The organism is Tenacibaculum pacificus (genome assembly GCF_027941775.1).
Classification (GTDB): Bacteria; Bacteroidota; Bacteroidia; order Flavobacteriales; family Flavobacteriaceae; genus Polaribacter; species Polaribacter pacificus_A.
The window spans coordinates 1,329,042-1,348,184 of the sequence record NZ_CP115917.1 but is presented as its reverse complement, the minus strand read 5'-3'; the positions used below and the strand labels follow the sequence as shown (position 1 = coordinate 1,348,184).

General features: G+C 28.7%; 17 protein-coding genes and 1 pseudogene. 5 read left to right on the top strand and 13 right to left on the bottom strand.

Annotated elements, in window-relative coordinates; all coding sequences use genetic code 11:
- Positions 1-52 precede the first annotated feature (52 nt).
- The 3 genes and pseudogenes from PG913_RS06125 (at position 53) to PG913_RS06115 (ending at position 4,058) form a co-directional block, all read left to right on the top strand.
- Positions 53-1,834: a chondroitinase-B domain-containing protein gene (locus PG913_RS06125; RefSeq protein WP_271232079.1), complete on the top strand. Its 1,782-nt coding sequence runs from the start codon at positions 53-55 to the stop codon at positions 1,832-1,834.
- A gap of 124 nt (positions 1,835-1,958) precedes the next feature.
- Positions 1,959-3,424: pseudogene (locus PG913_RS06120) on the top strand (FAD-dependent oxidoreductase).
- Positions 3,425-3,632: 208 nt separating this feature from the next.
- Positions 3,633-4,058 (top strand): hypothetical protein, encoded by a 426-nt coding sequence (locus PG913_RS06115; RefSeq protein ID WP_271232078.1) that lies wholly within the window; start codon positions 3,633-3,635, stop codon positions 4,056-4,058.
- A gap of 78 nt (positions 4,059-4,136) precedes the next feature.
- Here PG913_RS06115 and PG913_RS06110 read toward each other — a convergent pair whose 3' ends face one another.
- From PG913_RS06110 to PG913_RS06100, 3 genes are read right to left on the bottom strand one after another with little or no spacing between them, the layout of a single operon-like run.
- Complete coding sequence (locus tag PG913_RS06110) at positions 4,137-5,024, bottom strand: 3-hydroxyacyl-CoA dehydrogenase family protein (RefSeq protein WP_271232077.1); 888 nt, start codon at positions 5,022-5,024, stop codon at positions 4,137-4,139.
- A 27-nt stretch (positions 5,025-5,051) separates the two neighbouring features.
- Complete coding sequence (locus PG913_RS06105; protein WP_271232076.1) at positions 5,052-6,884, bottom strand: fibronectin type III domain-containing protein; 1,833 nt, start codon at positions 6,882-6,884, stop codon at positions 5,052-5,054.
- Positions 6,885-6,902: 18 nt separating this feature from the next.
- Positions 6,903-7,868, bottom strand: coding sequence for a Gfo/Idh/MocA family protein (locus tag PG913_RS06100; protein ID WP_271232075.1), 966 nt, complete (start codon positions 7,866-7,868; stop codon positions 6,903-6,905).
- Positions 7,869-8,136: 268 nt separating this feature from the next.
- Here PG913_RS06100 and PG913_RS06095 point away from each other — a divergent pair, with 268 nt between their 5' ends.
- On the top strand, positions 8,137-8,778 hold the full coding sequence (locus tag PG913_RS06095) for a protein-L-isoaspartate(D-aspartate) O-methyltransferase (RefSeq protein ID WP_271232074.1): 642 nt from the start codon (positions 8,137-8,139) through the stop codon (positions 8,776-8,778).
- Between the two features lie 59 nt (positions 8,779-8,837).
- Here PG913_RS06095 and PG913_RS06090 read toward each other — a convergent pair whose 3' ends face one another.
- From PG913_RS06090 to PG913_RS06045, 10 genes are all read right to left on the bottom strand, one after another.
- Positions 8,838-8,999: a lipoprotein gene (locus PG913_RS06090; protein ID WP_271232073.1), complete on the bottom strand. Its 162-nt coding sequence runs from the start codon at positions 8,997-8,999 to the stop codon at positions 8,838-8,840.
- Positions 9,000-9,019: 20 nt separating this feature from the next.
- On the bottom strand, positions 9,020-9,880 hold the full coding sequence (locus PG913_RS06085; RefSeq protein WP_271232072.1) for a substrate-binding domain-containing protein: 861 nt from the start codon (positions 9,878-9,880) through the stop codon (positions 9,020-9,022).
- A complete protein-coding gene (locus PG913_RS06080) occupies positions 9,881-10,750 on the bottom strand; it encodes a nucleoside phosphorylase (RefSeq protein WP_271232071.1) in 870 nt (289 codons plus the stop codon). It lies immediately after the preceding gene.
- Positions 10,751-11,692 (bottom strand): DUF1835 domain-containing protein, encoded by a 942-nt coding sequence (locus tag PG913_RS06075; RefSeq protein WP_271232070.1) that lies wholly within the window; start codon positions 11,690-11,692, stop codon positions 10,751-10,753.
- A gap of 143 nt (positions 11,693-11,835) precedes the next feature.
- Complete coding sequence (locus PG913_RS06070; protein ID WP_271232069.1) at positions 11,836-12,159, bottom strand: translation initiation factor; 324 nt, start codon at positions 12,157-12,159, stop codon at positions 11,836-11,838.
- Positions 12,160-12,163: 4 nt separating this feature from the next.
- Positions 12,164-13,111 (bottom strand): isopenicillin N synthase family dioxygenase, encoded by a 948-nt coding sequence (locus PG913_RS06065; RefSeq protein ID WP_271232068.1) that lies wholly within the window; start codon positions 13,109-13,111, stop codon positions 12,164-12,166.
- 59 nt (positions 13,112-13,170) lie between these two features.
- Positions 13,171-13,890, bottom strand: a complete 720-nt coding sequence (locus PG913_RS06060; RefSeq protein WP_271232067.1) for a DUF6048 family protein — start codon at positions 13,888-13,890, stop codon at positions 13,171-13,173.
- A complete protein-coding gene (locus tag PG913_RS06055; RefSeq protein WP_271232066.1) occupies positions 13,871-14,347 on the bottom strand; it encodes a DUF6452 family protein in 477 nt (158 codons plus the stop codon). The genes PG913_RS06060 and PG913_RS06055 overlap by 20 nt, the downstream gene beginning before the upstream one ends.
- A 6-nt stretch (positions 14,348-14,353) precedes the next feature.
- Positions 14,354-15,805: a 23S rRNA (uracil(1939)-C(5))-methyltransferase RlmD gene (gene rlmD, locus PG913_RS06050; protein ID WP_271232065.1), complete on the bottom strand. Its 1,452-nt coding sequence runs from the start codon at positions 15,803-15,805 to the stop codon at positions 14,354-14,356.
- A 235-nt stretch (positions 15,806-16,040) separates the two neighbouring features.
- The gene (locus PG913_RS06045; RefSeq protein WP_271232064.1) at positions 16,041-17,201 is read right to left on the bottom strand and encodes a mechanosensitive ion channel; all 1,161 of its coding nucleotides are present in this window, start codon (positions 17,199-17,201) and stop codon (positions 16,041-16,043) included.
- Between the two features lie 336 nt (positions 17,202-17,537).
- Here PG913_RS06045 and rocD point away from each other — a divergent pair, with 336 nt between their 5' ends.
- A complete protein-coding gene (gene rocD / locus PG913_RS06040; protein ID WP_271232063.1) occupies positions 17,538-18,815 on the top strand; it encodes an ornithine--oxo-acid transaminase in 1,278 nt (425 codons plus the stop codon).
- The last annotated feature ends 328 nt before the right edge of the window (positions 18,816-19,143 follow it).

Sequence of the window (19,143 nt, the reverse complement as noted above, 5' to 3'; positions counted from 1 at the left end):
TTTTTATTTAAAAAGCTACTAAAGGTGGAATAATAATCAAAAAATAAATAAAATGAATTGTAATATTATAGCTACAGCATTACTTTCTACTACTGCTTTAGTAGGGTATGCACAACAAAGTGTAACATCGATAAGAGATTTAGAAAATAAGGCTTCAACTTTAAGAGCAGGAGATGAACTTGTTTTAACAGATGGTACTTATCAAAATATTAATTTAATTTTATCCACTTCAGGTACAGCAACAAATCCTATAATTATTCGTGCAGAAAATACAGGACAAGTATTTATAGAAGGAAATATTAAGGTAGAATTAAATGGTAATCATATTGTTTTCAAAGGTTTTGTTTTTCAGAATGGAAAAACAGCTAAAGAAGGAGATCATACAATAAAAATAACAGGAGATTACAATACCGTTAGTGATTGTAGTTTTTTAAATTTAGGAGATCCTTCAAGAACAAAAACGAGTTTTGATATTTATATATATCATGCAAATTATAATAAAATTTATTATAATGAATTTATAGGGAAGCAAAGTGTGGGTAATAATATAACTATAAACCCTGGTTCGTATAATGAAATTAGTAGAAATAGGTTTTCACGACCTATTTTAGGAGCTAATTCAGGTTCAGCAATACGTTTGAGCGCTACTTATAATTTAGTAGAATATAATTACTTTTTTGAAAGTGATGGTGAGGGAGAAATTATTACTGTAAAAGATGATTATAATTTATTGAGATATAACACTTTTAGACGTTCTAAAGGTGGGTTATCTTTACGACATGGAGATCATTGTGTGGTATATGGAAATTACTTTTTTGGTGAATCAGTACCAAAAACCAAAGGGATTTCTATTTGGGGTGAACATCATTTTATCGTAAATAATTATTTTGAAGATTTAAAACCTGTAAAAACAACTAATAAATACACTGGAGGTAAACTACAAGGTGCAGCAGTTTCTTTTAATTGTGGAAGTGGTCCAAATGCAATTAGACCAACAGTTCCTTTTTTTCCTGTAGCTCATGATGTAACTTTTGCCTACAATACTATTATTACTAATAGTGAAATGATTTTAGATTTTACAGAAGATTATTTAGGCGGGTCTACACAAAAACAATATACGCCTTATAATTTATCTATTAGAAATAATATCTTTTTTGAACGTTCTGATAAAAAACAAATACCATTTCGTAATTTATCAGAAGCTTCAAATGTACCAGATGTTACGGGGCTAGTTTTTAAAGATAATTTTTCTTTTGGAAATAAAAATTTGGGGATTAATACGCCTGCAACAGGTTTAGATACAGCAACATCAGTAGCAATGCAATTAGATGCTACTTTAGGAATTTATACCCCAATAGCAAATCCTTTATTAGAAAACAATGTTAATGAACCTGTTAATTTACCTCAGATACACACTTTTGCTAAGCAAGCTACAATAGTAAGAAGAGATGTATTAGGAAAATTAAAAGATACAGATCATGTAGGAGCAGTAGCTTTCAACCCTCAATCTAGTAGAAAAATTCCAGAAATGACGTTATTAACTACAGGACCGAGAAGTAATACGGCAGTTTTTCCTACTAATCCAATACAAGCAAATAAAGTAAAGCATGCTTTATATCCTAATCCAGCATCGGGTTCTGTATATTTTAGAGCAAAACCTAACTTAGTAAAAGCTATAAATGCATATAAAATGCAAACTTTGATAGCATCTATTTCTTTTAAATATCAAAATTCGGCATATGAATTAGATATTTCTACTCTTGCTTCTGGAACTTATATTTTAGAGATTCAATTTCCTAATAAAACGATAACAAAAAATTTGATAGTACGCTAATTTTATTTTTTAATAAATAATCAAAATAGTTAAATTTTATATACCAAAAACTACTTTACTATATTGTAAAGTAGTTTTTTATTTGTAAATTATTATTGATAAAAATAAAGTCGTAATTAAAAATATGAAGAATAATTTAGGAACTAATTGGACTATTTGTAAAGAATGTAAAGGGAGAGGAAAAAAAGTAGAAAAATTAGTAAAAAAGTACGTATTCGTTATCAAAATGAATTAGTTCAATTTGATAAAAACAATAAAATAGGTATAGCACCAATTAAACCTAAAGGAGAATTATATACTTGCTTAAATTGTAGTGGCTCAGGTTTATTACAGTCAGATAGCTCACCTTTAGTAGATAAATATAGATATCCACATATTGCTATTGTTGGCGGAGGTATTGGTGGTGTAGCACTTGCGGTGGCTTGTTTACATCGAGGAATTCCATTTACATTATATGAGAGAGATAACAGTTTCGATGCCCGTTCTCAAGGTTACGGATTGACTTTACAACAAGCTAGTAAAGCTATTCAAGGATTGGGCATTTTTAAGTTAAAAGAAGGGGTTGTTTCTACAAAACATATTATTCATACTACTGATGGAAAAATAATCGGGGAGTGGGGAATGAGAAAATGGTTAGATTCAACATCTAAATCCGAAGAAAAAAAAACAGGTAAACGTACCAATATACATATTGCAAGGCAATCTTTACGATTTGCTTTACTTGAGCAGTTAGGGAGTAATGATCTTGTAAAATGGGGATATCAGTTAGTTGATTTTAAGGAAGATGAAAACGAAGCTATTACATTAGATTTTCAAGTAAATGGAGAAATTAAAAATGCTAAGGCAGATATTATTGTAGGTGCAGATGGTATTCGTAGTTCGGTGCGTAACTTATTATTTGGTGACGAAAATACTCCTTTGCGATATTTAGGTTGTATCGTAATATTAGGTATTTGTCCTTTAGATGCTCTTGATAATATTGATAGTTTATTGCTAGATTCGGCAACAGTGTTTCAAACAGCTAATGGAAATGAGCGAATTTATATGATGCCTTATACATCCGATTCTGTAATGTGGCAATTAAGCTTTCCAATGTCAGAAACATCAGCAAAAGCTTTAAGTGAAAAAGGAGCTAAAGCCTTAAAAGAAGAAGCTTGTCGCAGAACACCTTGGCATCATCCTATTCCTCAGATTTTATCAGCTACGCTGGATACTCAAGTTTCTGGATATCCTGTGTATGATAGAGAATTACTAAGTTCAGAATTATTAGAAAAAGGAAATAAAATAACGCTTATTGGAGATGCAGCACATCCGATGAGTCCGTTTAAAGGACAGGGAGCAAATCAAGCGTTATTAGATGCATTGTCATTGGCTAGAACAATATCAAAAAAATGTGGAACTTTATCAGAATGGAGAAAAGTCGGAATTAGAAAACATGTATTAACTGAGTTTGAAACGGAAATGTTAGCTCGAAGTGCTTCTAAAGTAAAAGGCTCTGCTGATGCAGTAAAATTTTTACATTCTGATGTTGTGCTTCAAGAAGGAAATGAACCTAGAGGACGTGATTTGAATAAAAAAAAGATGTTATAAATGTTTTTATTGATGAGGTTTTAAACTAATAACTATATGTGATTGTTTTTTAGGGTGATAGTTGAATAATTATAGTTATCTTAATAACTAATTTATTGATTTATACTTAAAAGTAAAAGAGTGAAGCACTTCATTTTTTTAAAATAAACCAAAAAAATATGAAAAAAAAATCACTTTTAAAAAACAGAAATTTTCTATTATAAAATTAGTGTTTATAACACTAATTTTAGTGTTTTATTTCTCTTGTGAATCTAAATTAAATGATAAAAAAAATAAAAAATTAGATCCAATGGAAGGGGTTTGGGAATTAACAGAATTTCATCACCTTAAAAATGGTGATACACTTATTACTGATAAAAATAAAGTGCAACATAAAATTTACTTAAATGGTTATGTTATGTGGAATACAAATCCTGCATCAGATTCTTCTGAATGGCATGGATATGGTACGTATACTTACAAAAAAGATACTGTTATCGAAATATTAACATCAATGTCTAAATCTATGAAAAGTGATGTTAATAAATATATTATCCCTGTAAAACATGGTTATAAAACATACAAACAGATAAATACTTATAAAAATAACGATACTATTTATCAAAATATTGAAGTCTATAAAAAGTTAGATTAAGATACCTTTAATCATAAAAAAAAACAGTGAATATTTCAATTGAAACATTCGCTGTTTTTATCTGTAAAAAATAAAATATTAAGAAAACATTTTAGCTACTTTTTCTGCTTTTCTGTTTTCGCTATAATCGTAAAAACCTTCACCAGATTTAACACCTAATTTACCTGCATTTACCATGTTTACTAATAATGGACATGGCGCATATTTAGAGTTTTTAAAACCATCGTATAATACATTTAATATTGATAAACATACATCTAAACCAATAAAATCAGCTAATTGTAACGGTCCCATCGGATGTGCCATTCCTAATTTCATTACAGTATCAATTTCAGGAACACCAGCAACACCATTGTATAAAGTTTCAATAGATTCGTTAATCATTGGCATTAAAATACGATTCGCTACAAAACCAGGATAATCATTTACTTCAACAGGAGTTTTACCTATTTTTTTTGCTAAATCAACAGTAAAACTCATGACTTCATCAGAGGTGTTATAACCTCTGATAATTTCAACCAAGTTCATAATTGGCACAGGATTCATAAAATGCATTCCAATTACTTTTTCAGATCTATTAGTAACCGTCGCAATTTGTGTTATCGAAATAGAAGAAGTATTGGTTGCTAAAATGGTATCTTTATGGCAGATTTCATCTAAATTTTTAAATATCTTTAATTTCAAAGCTACATTTTCGGTAGCAGCTTCTATAACTAAATTAGCATTTTGAACACCTTTTTCAATAGAAGTATAAGTTGAAATATTATCTAAGGTATTTTTTTTATCTTCTTCTGATATCTTTTCTTTTAACACCATTCTATCTAAATTCTTGGCAATAGTTGCCATTCCTTTATCAAGTGCATTTTGAGAAATATCAATTAAATGTACCGTATAACCGAATTGTGAAAAGATGTGTGCAATACCATTTCCCATAGTACCAGCTCCTATTATAGCGATGTTTTTCATGTTATTTCTTTTGTTGATTAGTTGTTGTTAATTACTTTGAATTGAAAAATTAAATGGACTTCTATAAGTTTTTCCATTTTCATTAAATATAACATATCCTTCATTTACAATAACATCGCCACCAAAATTATTTACGATATAATCATATTTAGTGTCAGATAATTTGTTACTTAAAATAGAAGAAGAAGAAGTTTGAAAATTATTTATAAACATAGTTGATGCAAAAAAAGTATCGATATCAACATTGGTTATGTTTTCTGAAAATTTAACCACAATTTGACCTGGAAAATATGTGCTACTTTTATGATATAAAATAGCTTCCGTAATTTCTATTGTTGGATGTAATGGGTAATTATCAGCTGTTGTAAAGGTTTTTTCAATGGTTTTTGAAGGAGTATAATTATTAAAACCAGAATCATAAACATAAGCATTTATAATAACTGTATACGTTGTTTTTGGCTCTAAACTAGAAATTTTAGTACTTAATCCAATAGTAGAATTACTATAAGTATCTAATTCTTTTATTGATACGTCATAACCAACTGTTTTATTCTCATTATTATGAGTATAGCTAGCTGGCGTCCAATAAGCAATAGCAGAAGTTCCTAAAACATTACTAAAGTCAAGCGTAAAATCACCATCTATTTTAGGATAGGTTATCGTTTTAAAACTAACAGTATTTGAAAAAGTTTCTGTCCCATTATCTGAAAATGCTACTAATTTAACGTTATAATTTGTATTTTCTTCTAACTCAGAAAGTGTACGATTATTTACGAATGATAAAATATCTTCTTCAATAATTTCATCATTTAAATAAAGATTATATTTAACATAAGAGTTGTCCGTAACGGTTGGTATAGTCCATTCAATTTCTGTCCAATTTGCTTGAGCTTCACTTTTTAATGATACCGTAAAATCAGAAGGAGGTGTTCCTAATGTTTTAAACTGAATTTCTTTAGTTTTTGAATCACCGTTTGCTAATTTAGCAATTAATTTAGCCGTGTAATTTTTGTAGGCTACTAAATTTTGTAAAATATACGAAGTTTCGGTTGTATTTTCTACAAGTAAAGTTCCATCTAAATAGATATCATAAGTAATTGTATTAAGATCTACATAATCATTTATCGTAGTAATATTCCAATCAATACTTGCTGAACTTTGTGTAATTTCTTTAGATGTTACATTAAGCTCGTTAAAACTAGTTGGTAAAGCACTAAAACTAATTTCTTTAAAAGTGTTTTTATCTTTACTTGTTGTAGCAATAACTCGAATAATATATTCTTTATAAGGAATTAAATCAGAAAGCTTGTAAGAGTTTCCTGCTACATTTTCAGCGATATTTTCTTTTTTAATTTCACCATTAACAGAAACACTATAAGTTAGAGATTCTTTGTCTAAAGTTTCAGGAGTAACCCAAGTTATAACTGCACTTTCAGAAGTTATTTCAGTTGAATAAACTTCAAAACCTAAAGGTTCAGGATAATCAGCAGTTGTAAAACTAAATGTTTTTTCAACTTCGGTATCGTAATTTGTATTTCCGATAATTTTCACTGAATATTCAGTGTTTGGTGTTAAATTAGTAAGTTCAAAACTAATTTTTTCAGTTTCTTTTTCGATTAATTTATCATTTAAATAAATATCAAAAGTTGATGTAGTTTTTTCTCCAGAAACAGTTGGATACCATTTAAGAGTTGCACTATTAAATTGAATGTTTTCAGCATCAATACTATTGATATATATAGAACGATCTTCAGGCTCTTCATCATCTTCAGAACAAGAAGTTAATAATGAAAAAGTAATAGAAATCAAAAATACTATTGATAAAAGCGATGTGTATTTATATGTTAAGTTTTTTTTCATTTTTTATAATTAAGGTAATTATTTATTAAAACAATCAATAATCATATGAGCAACACGTAAAGCTTCCGTTCCTTGACGTAAAGATACTATAGGCGTTGTTTTATTAATAATAGCATCGGCAAACGATTCTAATTCGTCTAAAATAGCATTGTTTTCAATAACACTAGGATTATCAAAATAAATTTGTTTTTTAACACCTTCGGCATTTTGAAGAATCATTGCAAATTCATCAGGGTTTTCAGGAACATCTTTCATTTTTACAACCTCAGATTTTTTTTCTAAAAAATCAACAGAAATATAAGCATCCTTCTGAAAAAACCTAGTTTTACGCATGTTTTTCATAGAGATTCTACTCGATGTTAAGTTTGCGACACAGCCATTTTCAAATTCAATACGTGCATTTGCAATATCTGGAGTATCAGAAATAACTGAAACACCACTTGCATGTACACTTTTAACTTTAGAGTTTACTACTGATAAAATAATATCAATATCATGAATCATTAAATCTAAAACAACAGGCACATCTGTTCCTCTTGGGTTAAATTCAGCTAATCTATGTGTTTCGATAAACATAGGTGTGTCTATCATATCTCTTACAGCTGTAAAAGCTGGGTTAAAACGTTCAACATGCCCAACTTGTCCTTTTATATGATACTGACTTGCTAAGGTTCTAATAGCTTCAGCTTCTAATACAGTATTTGTTATTGGTTTTTCAATAAAAATATGTTTTCCTTTTTGAATAGCCTCTTTAGCACAGTCAAAATGAGATAATGTAGGTGTTACAATATCAACAACATCAACTGCATTTATTAATTCTTTAACAGAGTTAAATAATTTATAACCAAATTCTTTGGCTACTTTTTCAGCATTTTCGGTAAAAGGATCATAAAATCCTACTAATTCATATTTTTCAGATTGTTGTAATAAACGTAAGTGAATTTTTCCTAGATGACCTGCACCTAAAACTCCAGCTTTTAACATAGTACTTTTGATTTTGTATGGTTATTTTAATAATAAAATTACTTAAATTTACATTTTAAAATAACATTATTTTTAACTTATTTAATGCTTTTTTTTTAACCATAAAAGCAATGTAAACAAAGATACACTTTTATACATATTTATGAGTACTTTTGACATGTTGAAATTTTACTATTACTCGATACGATATAGTAGTTACTTGTTAAAAAAGAGTACTAATGTAAATTAATTTTTGAGTGTAGCTTAGTATTTTTTATAGCAGTATTTAATGAAAGACACCACCAAGCATCAAGGATTAAGAAATAAGTTAGCAGCAGTTTTACAAGCCAAAGGTATTGTAGATTTAAATGTATTAAATGCAGTTCGTAAAATTCCGAGGCACTTATTTATTGATAGTAGTTTCGAGGCACATGCATATCAAGACAAAGCATTTCCTATTGCTGCAGAACAAACAATTTCACATCCATATACGGTAGCGTTCCAATCTCAAGTTTTAGATATAAAACAAGGAGAAAAAGTACTTGAAATAGGTACAGGATCAGGCTATCAAACGGCTGTATTATTAGAATTAAAAGCGAAAGTATATTCTATAGAACGTCAACACGAATTATTTAAAAGGACTTCTTTATTTTTACCTAAAATAGGCTATAGACCAAAGCGTTTTATTTTTGGTGATGGTTATATAGGTTTACCTGAAGAAGCACCTTTTGATAAAATTATTGTAACCGCAGGAGCTCCTTTTGTACCAAAACCCTTATTAAGTCAGTTAAAAGTAGGAGGAAGGTTATTGATTCCTGTAGGAGATAAAAATCAAGTAATGACTTTATTTATACGAAAATCTCCAAAAGAATTTGAGAAACACGAATTAGGAGATTTTAAGTTTGTACCAATGTTAGAAAAGAAAAATTAAAAAAAATCCGCTTTTTAAAAGCGGATTTTTTTAACTTGAATAAAAAAATATCAAATTATTTATTCAGTAATTTCAGTTGCATCGGCAACAATGATTTCTGATTGATGTTGATTTTGTTTTGTTTGATCAGTTTTAGCTAAACCACAAGGACTTGTACTTCCACAAGAAGAAAAACCTACTAAACTAACAACACAAACCGCAATAAATATTACTTTTTTCATTTTTTATGTTTTTTTAAAAATCAAATATACATATTTCTGATTAACTCAGCTGAATCTTTCTTACAATCAATAACGTTAAAACCAACCATTTTATTTTGTATGTTGGTAATTAAATTTTCAGTTACTGGTTCACCGTCATTCCATTCGGTTATTGATAACCATTTTTGAATGTCTTCTAATTGTTGCTCATATCTATGTGCTAATATTTTATCAATATTTGGAGTATCTTTAAAATTACTAGTACAATCATTAATAATATCTAATACTTTTTTTACTTCTTCAAAATTGTTTTCCAACACTTCATTTCTAACAGCAACTACAAAACAAGGCCAAGGAGTAGGGCAATCACCTAAACGTCTAAAAGTATTATTATCAACTAATGGTTTTGTGGTAAAATGTTCCCACATAAAATAATCAGCATCTCCGTTTGTTAAAGCATCGATACCACCTTGTAAATCGCCAATAACTTTGAATTTTAATTTGTCAATATCCCATCCATTATTATGAGCATTTACAATTGCCATTAAATGCGAGCCAGAGCCAAAACGACTAATAGCTACAGTTGCATTTTCTAGGTCTTCTATTTTTTTGAATTTGGATTTATCACCTACATGAATTCCCCAAATTAAAGGACTTTTAACAAAAGTCTGTGTAATTTTAGAAGGATTTCCATTATTAATGTCTTTAATAATTCCTTCGGTTAATACGATAGCAATATCTACATCACCAGAACGCAAGGCTTTACACATTTCACCAGTACCACCAGGGAAATCTTGCCAACGCAAATTAATTCCTTGGTTAGTGAATTCTTTATTTTTTAAAGTAATATACCATGGGTAATTAAAGTGTTCAGGTACACCACCTACTTTTAAATCTAACATTTACTCAACTAATTTATCTAATGTATATATAATCAAATCGGAAATCACTTTATTAGGGTTTTCGCTAAAAGTACCATTTGCTCTGTTAGCGATAATGGCATTCATTGAAATTGCATTATGTCCTAATAATTTTGATAATCCATAAATAGCAGAAGTTTCCATTTCTAAATTGGTAATTCTGTTTTCGTTATAATTAAAACTATCTATTTTTTTATTTAGTTTAGCATCTTGTAATGCTAAACGAAGTATACGTCCTTGTGGTCCATAAAAACCAGCTGCCGTAGCAGTGATTCCTTTATAAACAGTATTCGACGTTAATTTTTTTTCTAAAATTTTACTATTAGTTATTACTAATGGTGTTGGTTTTTTAATACTCCAATTTGTATGTTTTATAAAAGCTTCTTCAATTACAGGATGTGAAATATCGGTTATTTGATACGAATGTAACATTCCGTTTAAATCTAAAGCATGTGTGCTAAGTAAAAAACTATTTACAGGAATATCAGCTTGTAAAGAACCTGAAGTTCCTATACGGATGATATTTAATTGGGTATGTATCTCTTTTATTTTTCGTGTTTTTAAATCGATATTAAATAACGCATCTAATTCATTTAAAACAATATCAATATTATCTGCACCAATTCCAGTAGAAATTACTGTTAAACGTTTTCCTTTATAAGTACCTGTGGTAGTTTTAAATTCACGTTTTTGTGTTGTAAATTCAATCGAATCAAAATACTGAGTTACTTTATCTACACGATATTGGTCACCGACAAATATAATATCAGTAGCTACATTTTCTGGGCTTAAATTTAAATGATAAATACTTCCATCTGTATTTAAGATAAGTTCAGAATGTTCAATATTCATTTATGATGTGATTTTTAACAGCTTATCAGTTGAATTTACATATAAATAGCTGTATTTTTTAGCGCCTCCAAGATACGAAAAATCAGTACGTATTTTACCATAATAATTGGTTTGTTGCGCTAAGACTCCTTTTCCTGCCTTTGTTAATGTTATAGGATTTAAAGATGTAAATAATTTATGCAATATTTTCATCTTGTTAAAGTATTGATTATTAAGGAATCCGTAGTTTTTATGATTTATTGATAAATTATTAATAAGTTGGTTTTTATTTTTAAATTCATTCTTGTTAATCGTTTTTAAAATACTGTTTTCGATAAGATTTAACCCATTTTTTAGAGAAGGAAAACGTTGTAAATGATTTTTTAAAGCTTTATTTAAGTGTTTAAAAGTACTATTTGTATGTAGTTTAACCGCATTTTCTAATTGTAACGGGTTATCAGAACAATATAATTGCCAAATATAATCAGCATATTCAATATCATTTTGAGAAAGTATACTTCTGTTGATATAATGTTGACGTAGTTGATTATCAGAAAGTGTATTTAATTCTATTGATTTTTTATTATTGATTTTTTCAGTAGAAACTAATGATATTTGACATCCTTTTCGATGGCGTTTTAACCAACTAACTAGGGCAATCATATTTATTTGAGAGAGTAAATCATAATCAAACCATAAGACAATTTCATCTTGATTTTTTTCATTACAAAGTGCACGGTATTCTTTTACGGTGTAGTTTAGAAACTTTTGTTTAGATGTTCTATAATATGTTTTGAAGAAATTAAAACGGTTTTTCCAGAAGTTTTTACTACCAACATCAGTTGTTGTTTTTCCTTCACAGAGTATTTCTCGCCATGTAATTTTTTTACCTTCAAAATTTAGTTCTTCAAGTTTTTTACTTGTGGTATCTCCGTTTGTAATATGTAGTTTAAGTGAAATCATATTTTAAATGGAATTAATGGGGGGTAATTCTTAGAATATAAACGGTTGATTTCAGTTATTATTGTTAATTTGTTAATTTTCAGTGAATTATATTTTTTTAAATAAAAAATGCCAAGAGTTTAAATTCTTGACATTTTAATCTTTTAACCTCCAACTCGTTTTACATTAAAGCCTTTGTCTTTTAAAATTTGCATTATCTTATCACGATAATCACCTTGGATAATTATTTTATCATCTTTAAAACTACCGCCAACACTTAGTTTTGTTTTAATTTCTTTGGCTAATTTTTTAAAATCTTCAGTAGCTCCTGTATATCCATCTAAAATAGTAGTTGGTTTTCCTTTTCGCTTTTCGTATTTACAAAGTATTGGATCGTCTTGTAGCCAAATACCTTGTTTTTTTTCTGGTTCAACTTCCGTTTCTTGATGATCAGGAAATAAGTTTTTTAATTGATCTTGTAAATCCATGGTATTATTTTTTTAATCCTAATTCACGTAAACGCTCATCTAGAAATTCACCGGCTGTAATATCTTCAAATTGCTTTGGGTTTTTGTCATCAACACAATTTTCTAAAACATCTAATTTCATATCAGAAATAGGATGCATAAAAAAAGGAATAGAATAACGAGATGTTCCCCAAGATTCCTTTGGCGGATTTGTAACTCGGTGTATGGTAGATTTTAATTTATTATTACTGTGTCTAGAGAGCATATCTCCAACATTAATCATTAATTCATCTGGTTGTGCAACTGCATCAATCCAATCTCCTTTATTATTTTGAACTTGTAATCCTTTTCCTTGTGCTCCCATTAACAAGGTTATTAAGTTGATATCTCCATGGGCAGCGGCTCTTTCTGCTCCTTTAGGTTCAGATAAAATAGGAGGATAGTGGATAGGGCGTAAAATACTATTTCCATTTTTGATATATTTATCAAAGTAATTTTCCTCTAAATTTAAGTGTAATGCTAACGATCGTAAAACATACTTAGCTGTTTTTTCTAACATTTGATAGGTTTGTTTACCTACTTCGTTAAATTTAGCAAGTTCTTCAACAGTTACATTTTCGGGATACACTTTAGCGTATTTAGAAGCATCATCAACGTATTGACCAAAATGCCAAAATTCTTTTAAATCGCCTTCTTTTTTTCCTTTGGCACTTTCTTTTCCGAAGGAAACATAACCTCTTTGACCTCCAATACCAGGGATTTCATATTTTTCTTTTACGTTAGTTGGTAAATCGAAAAAATTCTTGATTTCAGTATATAAATTTTCAACTAATTTATCATCTAAAAAATGACCTTTTAAAGCTACAAATCCTATCTTTTCATAAGCGTCACCAATTTCATTGATGAATTTTTGTTTTCTGTTTTTATCATCAGATAAAAAATCTTCTAAATTTACGCTAGGAATCTTATTCATTATTAATAAGTTTAGTTATTAAGAAGTAAAGTTAGTAAAATCAAGTTTAATCAATAAAATTACTTATTAATAAAAGGTATTAGATATGAAATTGTATAATTAAATCCAAAGCCAGTATTACTTTCAAAAACTCTATTAAAACCAGGTGCATAAAGTGTTTTAAAGTTTTTTTGATCATCTACACTAACCATTATTTTATAAGAAAACCCTGCACTTAAAAATAGATTTTTAAAAGTTTCGACCTTAATACCTAATTGAATCTCTGTCCAATGAGCTGTAAGTCCAGTTTCGGTAACAGGTGTTTTTATTGTGTTTGAAGGAAAATAAGGCGTACCAACATTTGTTTTATAGCTATTTAAAGTTTGATCAAAAAGAGCAAATCCATATCTGAAACCAACATAAATTTCGTTATTCATGTCTAACCAGTTTTTATAGGCATTGTAATTTGCACCAAGCTTTATAAAACTTCCTTTTGATGTTGATTTTGTAAATTCTTCAAAAGTTATTTCTTCTTCAAATCCTAATTCGGTAGCTACATACCAGTTTTTAGAAATACGATAATCACCAACTAGTTCTAATCCGCTATAACTTTTATCAACGATAGCTAAAGCTGGTTTACTAATATCTATTCCTAATCGTAAACCATAACCTGTTTTGTAGATAATGGAATCTTTTTTGATTTTTTCAATTTTAGGTTCGGTTTTTTTCTGATGATTTTCTTGAGAAAAACCATTTGCATACACAAATAATAAACAGATACTAATAATATACTTGTACATGTGCTTTTGTTTGATTATCAATAGTATTAACTTCTGAAGTTGACAGGCTGTTAATCCAACCTGTATGTGCTAAGTTTACATCATTAAATATAACTTTATAACCACACGAACGAGAAACATAAGCTTCTTCGGTATCGTATTTTATAGTTAATGTCGCTATTTTATTATTGATAATTAAATTATCTGTAGCATTCATTTTTAAAGTATAAACAGTTTCTTTAGTTAAAGTATTTAAAGGAATATTTATAGAATCAGTTTCTTTACCTACAAAAAGACTGTCTTTACCTTGTGCTATAATTGAAAAACGTTTAACCTTCTTTTTTTCAGAAGTATCATTTTTATCATAAAAACGCAACACTAAATTAGGTGTTACAGGGTTTTGAACACAGAAATCATCTTTTTCACAAGAAGAAAATCCTATAAAACAACTAAACAAAAGAAGGATATATTTTTTCATTAAAATTTATTTTTCGAATAAAACAACAGTTTCTATATGTGCTGTGTGTGGAAATTGATCTACTAAACTAATTTTTTTCAGTTTATAACCAGCATTAATTAATTCTTCAGTATCACGAGCTTGAGTTGCAGGGTTACACGAAACATATACCATTCTATCAGCATTTAATCTGATAATTTTACGTAATGTTTTAGGCGCAATACCAGCACGAGCAGGATCTAAAATAATGGTTTTTATTTTATTTTGATATTGAGGATGTTCTAATAAGAACTTACCAACATCAGCAGCGTAAAATTGTAAACCTTCAATTTTATTTCGTTTTGCATTTTCTTTTGCATCTTCAATTGCAGAAGCTACGATATCTACACCAACTATTTTTGCATTTTCACTTCTTGAAGCTAAAATTTGTCCGATAGTTCCTGTTCCACAGAATAAATCCATAACCACAGTATTGTCAACAGCTTCTTTATTTTCTAAAGCGTAATCAACAACTTTTGTATATAATTTTTCTGCGGATTTAGGATTTGTTTGAAAAAAGCTTTTCATACTTATTTCAAAGTTTAAACCTAATAACTCTTCTACAATTTTATCTTTCCCTGTAACAAGTTTTATACTTCCAGATGTAGCGATAGTTCTATCACCAACTTCATCATTTATAGTATGTAATAAACCAGCTAAACGATCACCAAAAATATCTTTTAATAAACTAGCAAAAGCTTGCATATCAAAATTTGGTAAATCAGGTGAAGTTGTAACTAAATTGAATAATAATTCATTTGTTTTGTACGATTTACGAACAACAAAATATCTGAAAAAACCTTCTCTTCTAGGTCCACGCCAAGGAGCTAATCCTGTTTTTTCGCAATATTCACGAATTACTTTTAAATTATCTTCAACTTGAGCATCAAATAAACCAGAATCTTTATCTAGGTTATCACCCATCCACCAAGTTCCACGACGTTTAAATCCTAATGTGAAAAAATCGGCATCTGTTTTATTTACTCTATCGTAACCAATAGCAGAAAAACCATACTCCATTTTATTTCTGTAATGAAATACATTAGGAGAAGTGATAAATTCATCAAATAAATCATCAATATTTTCTACTTTCCCAATTCTTTGAAATAAAGACAAGGTACTTTCTTTTTTATATTGATGTTGTAATTCAATAGGTAATTGAATATAAGGAGCTCCAGGAATATCTTGAAAAGGAACTTCAACTTCATTTTCAGAAGGTTCTAAAACATCAATTAATTTTGCTTCGGCATATTTTTTACTCGATTTACTAATTTGAGCTTTTACTAACTGACCAGGCAATGTATTAGGAATAAAAACTACAAAACTACCTTCTTCGGATTTTATTCTAGCGATTCCTTTTCCTCCAAAAGCGTAATCTTCAATTCTTAATTCTAAAACTTGATTTTTGTGTACAAATTTATTTCGTTCTCTACGTGGCATTTTCTGTTATTTATAGGTTTGCAAAATTATGAAAAGTTATGGTTTGATAATACAAAAAAGACTACTCATTTTGGAGTAACTTTATTATCTTGTTTATTGATTAGCTTCTTGAATCATTTCTTCATTATATGCTTTTATGTTCTACCTAAAAATGAAAAATATTTTAGAGATGTTTTTTAAATAAAAAAACACCCCTAAAAAGAGGTGTTTTTTTATGTTATATACTTTATAGAGGTTATTCTTTTTTATTGAATTTGTTTAATATCTTATCCATTTGTTTACCAGCGGCTTCACGACCACCTAAACCAAAAGAAAGTACAACTGTTAAAGCAACAGCTCCTAAAGTGATACCAAAAGCTAAGTTGATAATATCATCAGCAATACCCATTCTACGTAAACCTATTGCTAAAAATACAGTTAATATAGCTACTTTTATAATTCCTCCGACAAATTTATTGTCATCACTTTTTATAAAGTTTTTAGATGCAATAGAAGCAATCCAATTTCCAATAGCTAAAATAACAAGTCCGAATAAGATGTTTCCGGCAAGGTTAACAACTGTATTCATTATTTCAGAAAGCTTTGTGAATTCTAATTTATCAATAGCAGTCATTAAACCGAATAATACAATAAAAGCATAAACAATATTTGCAATTAATTTTTCAACATTTGTTTTACCTGTAAAAGAGTCTAAATTAGCACTCTTTAAAATTTCGTTAAGATTTAAACTATCTAATAAATCTTTTATTAAATTACTTAAAAATTTACCACCAACAACAAAAATAATTAATATTAAAGTAGCAACTAATATTTTAGGAATAGCAGCGAAAAAACTTTCTAACATGCTAGTAGCAGGTTCAGATATCGAACTAATATTTAAGATATTTAAAGCAGCTATTAAAAGTGGAATAAAAATAAAGATAAAAACTACTTTTTTAAGAATAGTAACTAAATTAATATTTTCAGGAAGGTTTAATTTTGGTGTAAACTTTTGAATAGTTCCTCCTGATAAACCAATTAATTCTGAAACGATAGTCGCCAACATATAACCGATGTAAGCAACAAGACCTGCACCTACAATATTTGGAATAAATTTAGTAAAACCATTTAATAAACCTTTAATAGGCTCTAAAACGCTTGTCATTCCTAATTTATCTAGTGCTAGCATAAAAACAAAAATCATTATTAAATAATAAACTAATTTTGATATTAAATCACCAAAACTAATTTTACTATTACTTAATTTACTGTTTAATCCACTGTTGTCACTTATTTTATTGATAAGTGTTCTGATTAATTTAGCAACTAACCATCCTAGTATGATAATTAATAATGCACTAATAGGTTTGCCAAAGCTGCCAGTAAGTTGGTTGTATGTATTTAAAATCTCATTCATGTTTATTTGTTTTTTTAGTTATATAATTAAGACACTTATTTAATTGTTTAGTCACTCATTATTATATAAAAAAAATAATAATATTTAGATGTTTCTTATATAGGTAATTAATAAAATTAAATTAATTATTCTTGATGAAAAACTTAACAATTTAAAACTTGTTAAGTTTATTAATTCTTTATAAGAATTAAGAGTCAGCTTTAAAAAGAACCTTAATATTTAGTAAATTGCAACACTTTTTAGGGATGATTTCTTTCCCACGCTGAATTTTCGATTTTTTTCGAAAGGATAAAGGTGAACAGGAATAGTTTTTTATTAATTAAAAATTATTTTGAAATGGCTTTAGACCAATTAACTTCGCAACAAGCGATTGAATTAGAAGACAAACACGGAGCACACAATTATCACCCGTTACCAGTGGTATTAAGTAAAGGTGAAGGTGTACATGTATGGGATGTTGAAGGAAAAAAGTATTATGACTTTTTATCTGCTTATTCGGCAGTAAACCAAGGACATTGTCATCCGAAAATTGTTGATGCAATGGTAAACCAAGCAAAAACATTAACTTTAACTTCTCGTGCTTTTCATAACGATATGTTAGGTAAATATGAGAAATTTGCTACTGAGCTTTTTGGTTTTGATAAAATATTACCAATGAATACAGGTGCTGAAGCGGTAGAAACTGCTTTAAAATTATGTAGAAAATGGGCATACGAAGTAAAAGGACTTAGTGAAAATCAAGCAAAAATTGTTGTTTGTGAAAATAATTTCCACGGACGTACTACAACTATTATTTCTTTTTCTAATGATGCTGTAGCTCGTACAAATTTTGGACCATTTACAAACGGATTTATTAAAATAGAATACAACAACTTAAAAGCTTTAGAAGAAGTTTTAGAAAGTGATAGTAATATTGCAGGTTTCTTAGTAGAGCCAATTCAAGGTGAAGCAGGTGTTTACGTGCCAACTGAAGGATATTTAGCAGCAGCAAAAGCATTATGTGCTAAACATAATGTATTATTTATTGCTGATGAGGTTCAAACAGGTATTGCTCGTACAGGTCGTTTATTAGCTACTTGTGGTAACTGTTCTTGTGCTGATAAAAATTGTTCAGGTTCTCCTGAAACTAAACCTGATATTTTAATTTTAGGTAAGGCTATTTCTGGTGGAGCATATCCTGTTTCTGCTGTATTAGCTAATAACAGTATTATGAATGTTATTAAACCTGGAAATCATGGTTCTACTTTTGGTGGTAATCCTGTAGCTGCAGCTGTAGCAATGGCAGCTTTAGAAGTTGTACAAGATGAAAAATTAGCTGAAAATGCTGAACGTTTAGGTGAAATATTTAGAGCTGAATTAGCTGAGTTTGCTAAAACTACTGATTTAGTTTTATCTGTAAGAGGTAAAGGTTTATTAAACGCTGTTTTAATTAACGATACTGAAGATAGTTCTACTGCTTGGGATATTTGTATGAACTTACGTGATAACGGATTATTAGCTAAACCAACACACGGAAATATTATCCGTTTTGCACCACCTTTAGTTATGACTGAAGAGCAATTAATGGATTGTATCGCTATTATTAAGAAAACTATTTCTGAGTTTAAAAAATAAGCTTCTGAAATTTTTAATATATAAAAGGAACGGTTTTTAATCGTTCCTTTTTTTGTGCGTAATTTTTTTGTTTTTTTCTTCGGATGAAATAATTATTCAATATTGAAATAATAAAAAATAATGTAAAAATGCCTAGCCCCGATTGAAGCATCTGTTTGAGCTCTTTTTTTGATTTTTCTTCAAAAAAAAGCGAGTGCGGAAAGCGGGAAATTGCTTCAAAAAAATATAACAGCTTTATAGCCTCTTTAAACTTTAATTAAAGTGTGTGTTTTTAATATTCAAACGTCACGCTGAATTTATTTCAGCATCGCATAAAGTTAATAACTAA

Bases quoted from the DNA above. Each gene is read 5' to 3' on its own strand.
- PG913_RS06080 (WP_271232071.1), bottom strand. From the start codon at position 10,750: ATGAATATTGAACATTCTGAACTTATCTTAAATACAGATGGAAGTATT.
- PG913_RS06095 (WP_271232074.1), top strand. From the start codon at position 8,137: ATGAAAGACACCACCAAGCATCAAGGATTAAGAAATAAGTTAGCAGCA.
- PG913_RS06085 (WP_271232072.1), bottom strand. From the start codon at position 9,880: ATGTTAGATTTAAAAGTAGGTGGTGTACCTGAACACTTTAATTACCCA.
- PG913_RS06045 (WP_271232064.1), bottom strand. From the start codon at position 17,201: ATGAATGAGATTTTAAATACATACAACCAACTTACTGGCAGCTTTGGC.
- PG913_RS06090 (WP_271232073.1), bottom strand. From the start codon at position 8,999: ATGAAAAAAGTAATATTTATTGCGGTTTGTGTTGTTAGTTTAGTAGGT.
- rocD (WP_271232063.1), top strand. From the start codon at position 17,538: ATGGCTTTAGACCAATTAACTTCGCAACAAGCGATTGAATTAGAAGAC.
- PG913_RS06070 (WP_271232069.1), bottom strand. From the start codon at position 12,159: ATGGATTTACAAGATCAATTAAAAAACTTATTTCCTGATCATCAAGAA.
- rlmD (WP_271232065.1), bottom strand. From the start codon at position 15,805: ATGCCACGTAGAGAACGAAATAAATTTGTACACAAAAATCAAGTTTTA.
- PG913_RS06110 (WP_271232077.1), bottom strand. From the start codon at position 5,024: ATGAAAAACATCGCTATAATAGGAGCTGGTACTATGGGAAATGGTATT.
- PG913_RS06060 (WP_271232067.1), bottom strand. From the start codon at position 13,890: ATGTACAAGTATATTATTAGTATCTGTTTATTATTTGTGTATGCAAAT.
- PG913_RS06105 (WP_271232076.1), bottom strand. From the start codon at position 6,884: ATGAAAAAAAACTTAACATATAAATACACATCGCTTTTATCAATAGTA.
- PG913_RS06125 (WP_271232079.1), top strand. From the start codon at position 53: ATGAATTGTAATATTATAGCTACAGCATTACTTTCTACTACTGCTTTA.
- PG913_RS06055 (WP_271232066.1), bottom strand. From the start codon at position 14,347: ATGAAAAAATATATCCTTCTTTTGTTTAGTTGTTTTATAGGATTTTCT.
- PG913_RS06075 (WP_271232070.1), bottom strand. From the start codon at position 11,692: ATGATTTCACTTAAACTACATATTACAAACGGAGATACCACAAGTAAA.
- PG913_RS06065 (WP_271232068.1), bottom strand. From the start codon at position 13,111: ATGAATAAGATTCCTAGCGTAAATTTAGAAGATTTTTTATCTGATGAT.
- PG913_RS06100 (WP_271232075.1), bottom strand. From the start codon at position 7,868: ATGTTAAAAGCTGGAGTTTTAGGTGCAGGTCATCTAGGAAAAATTCAC.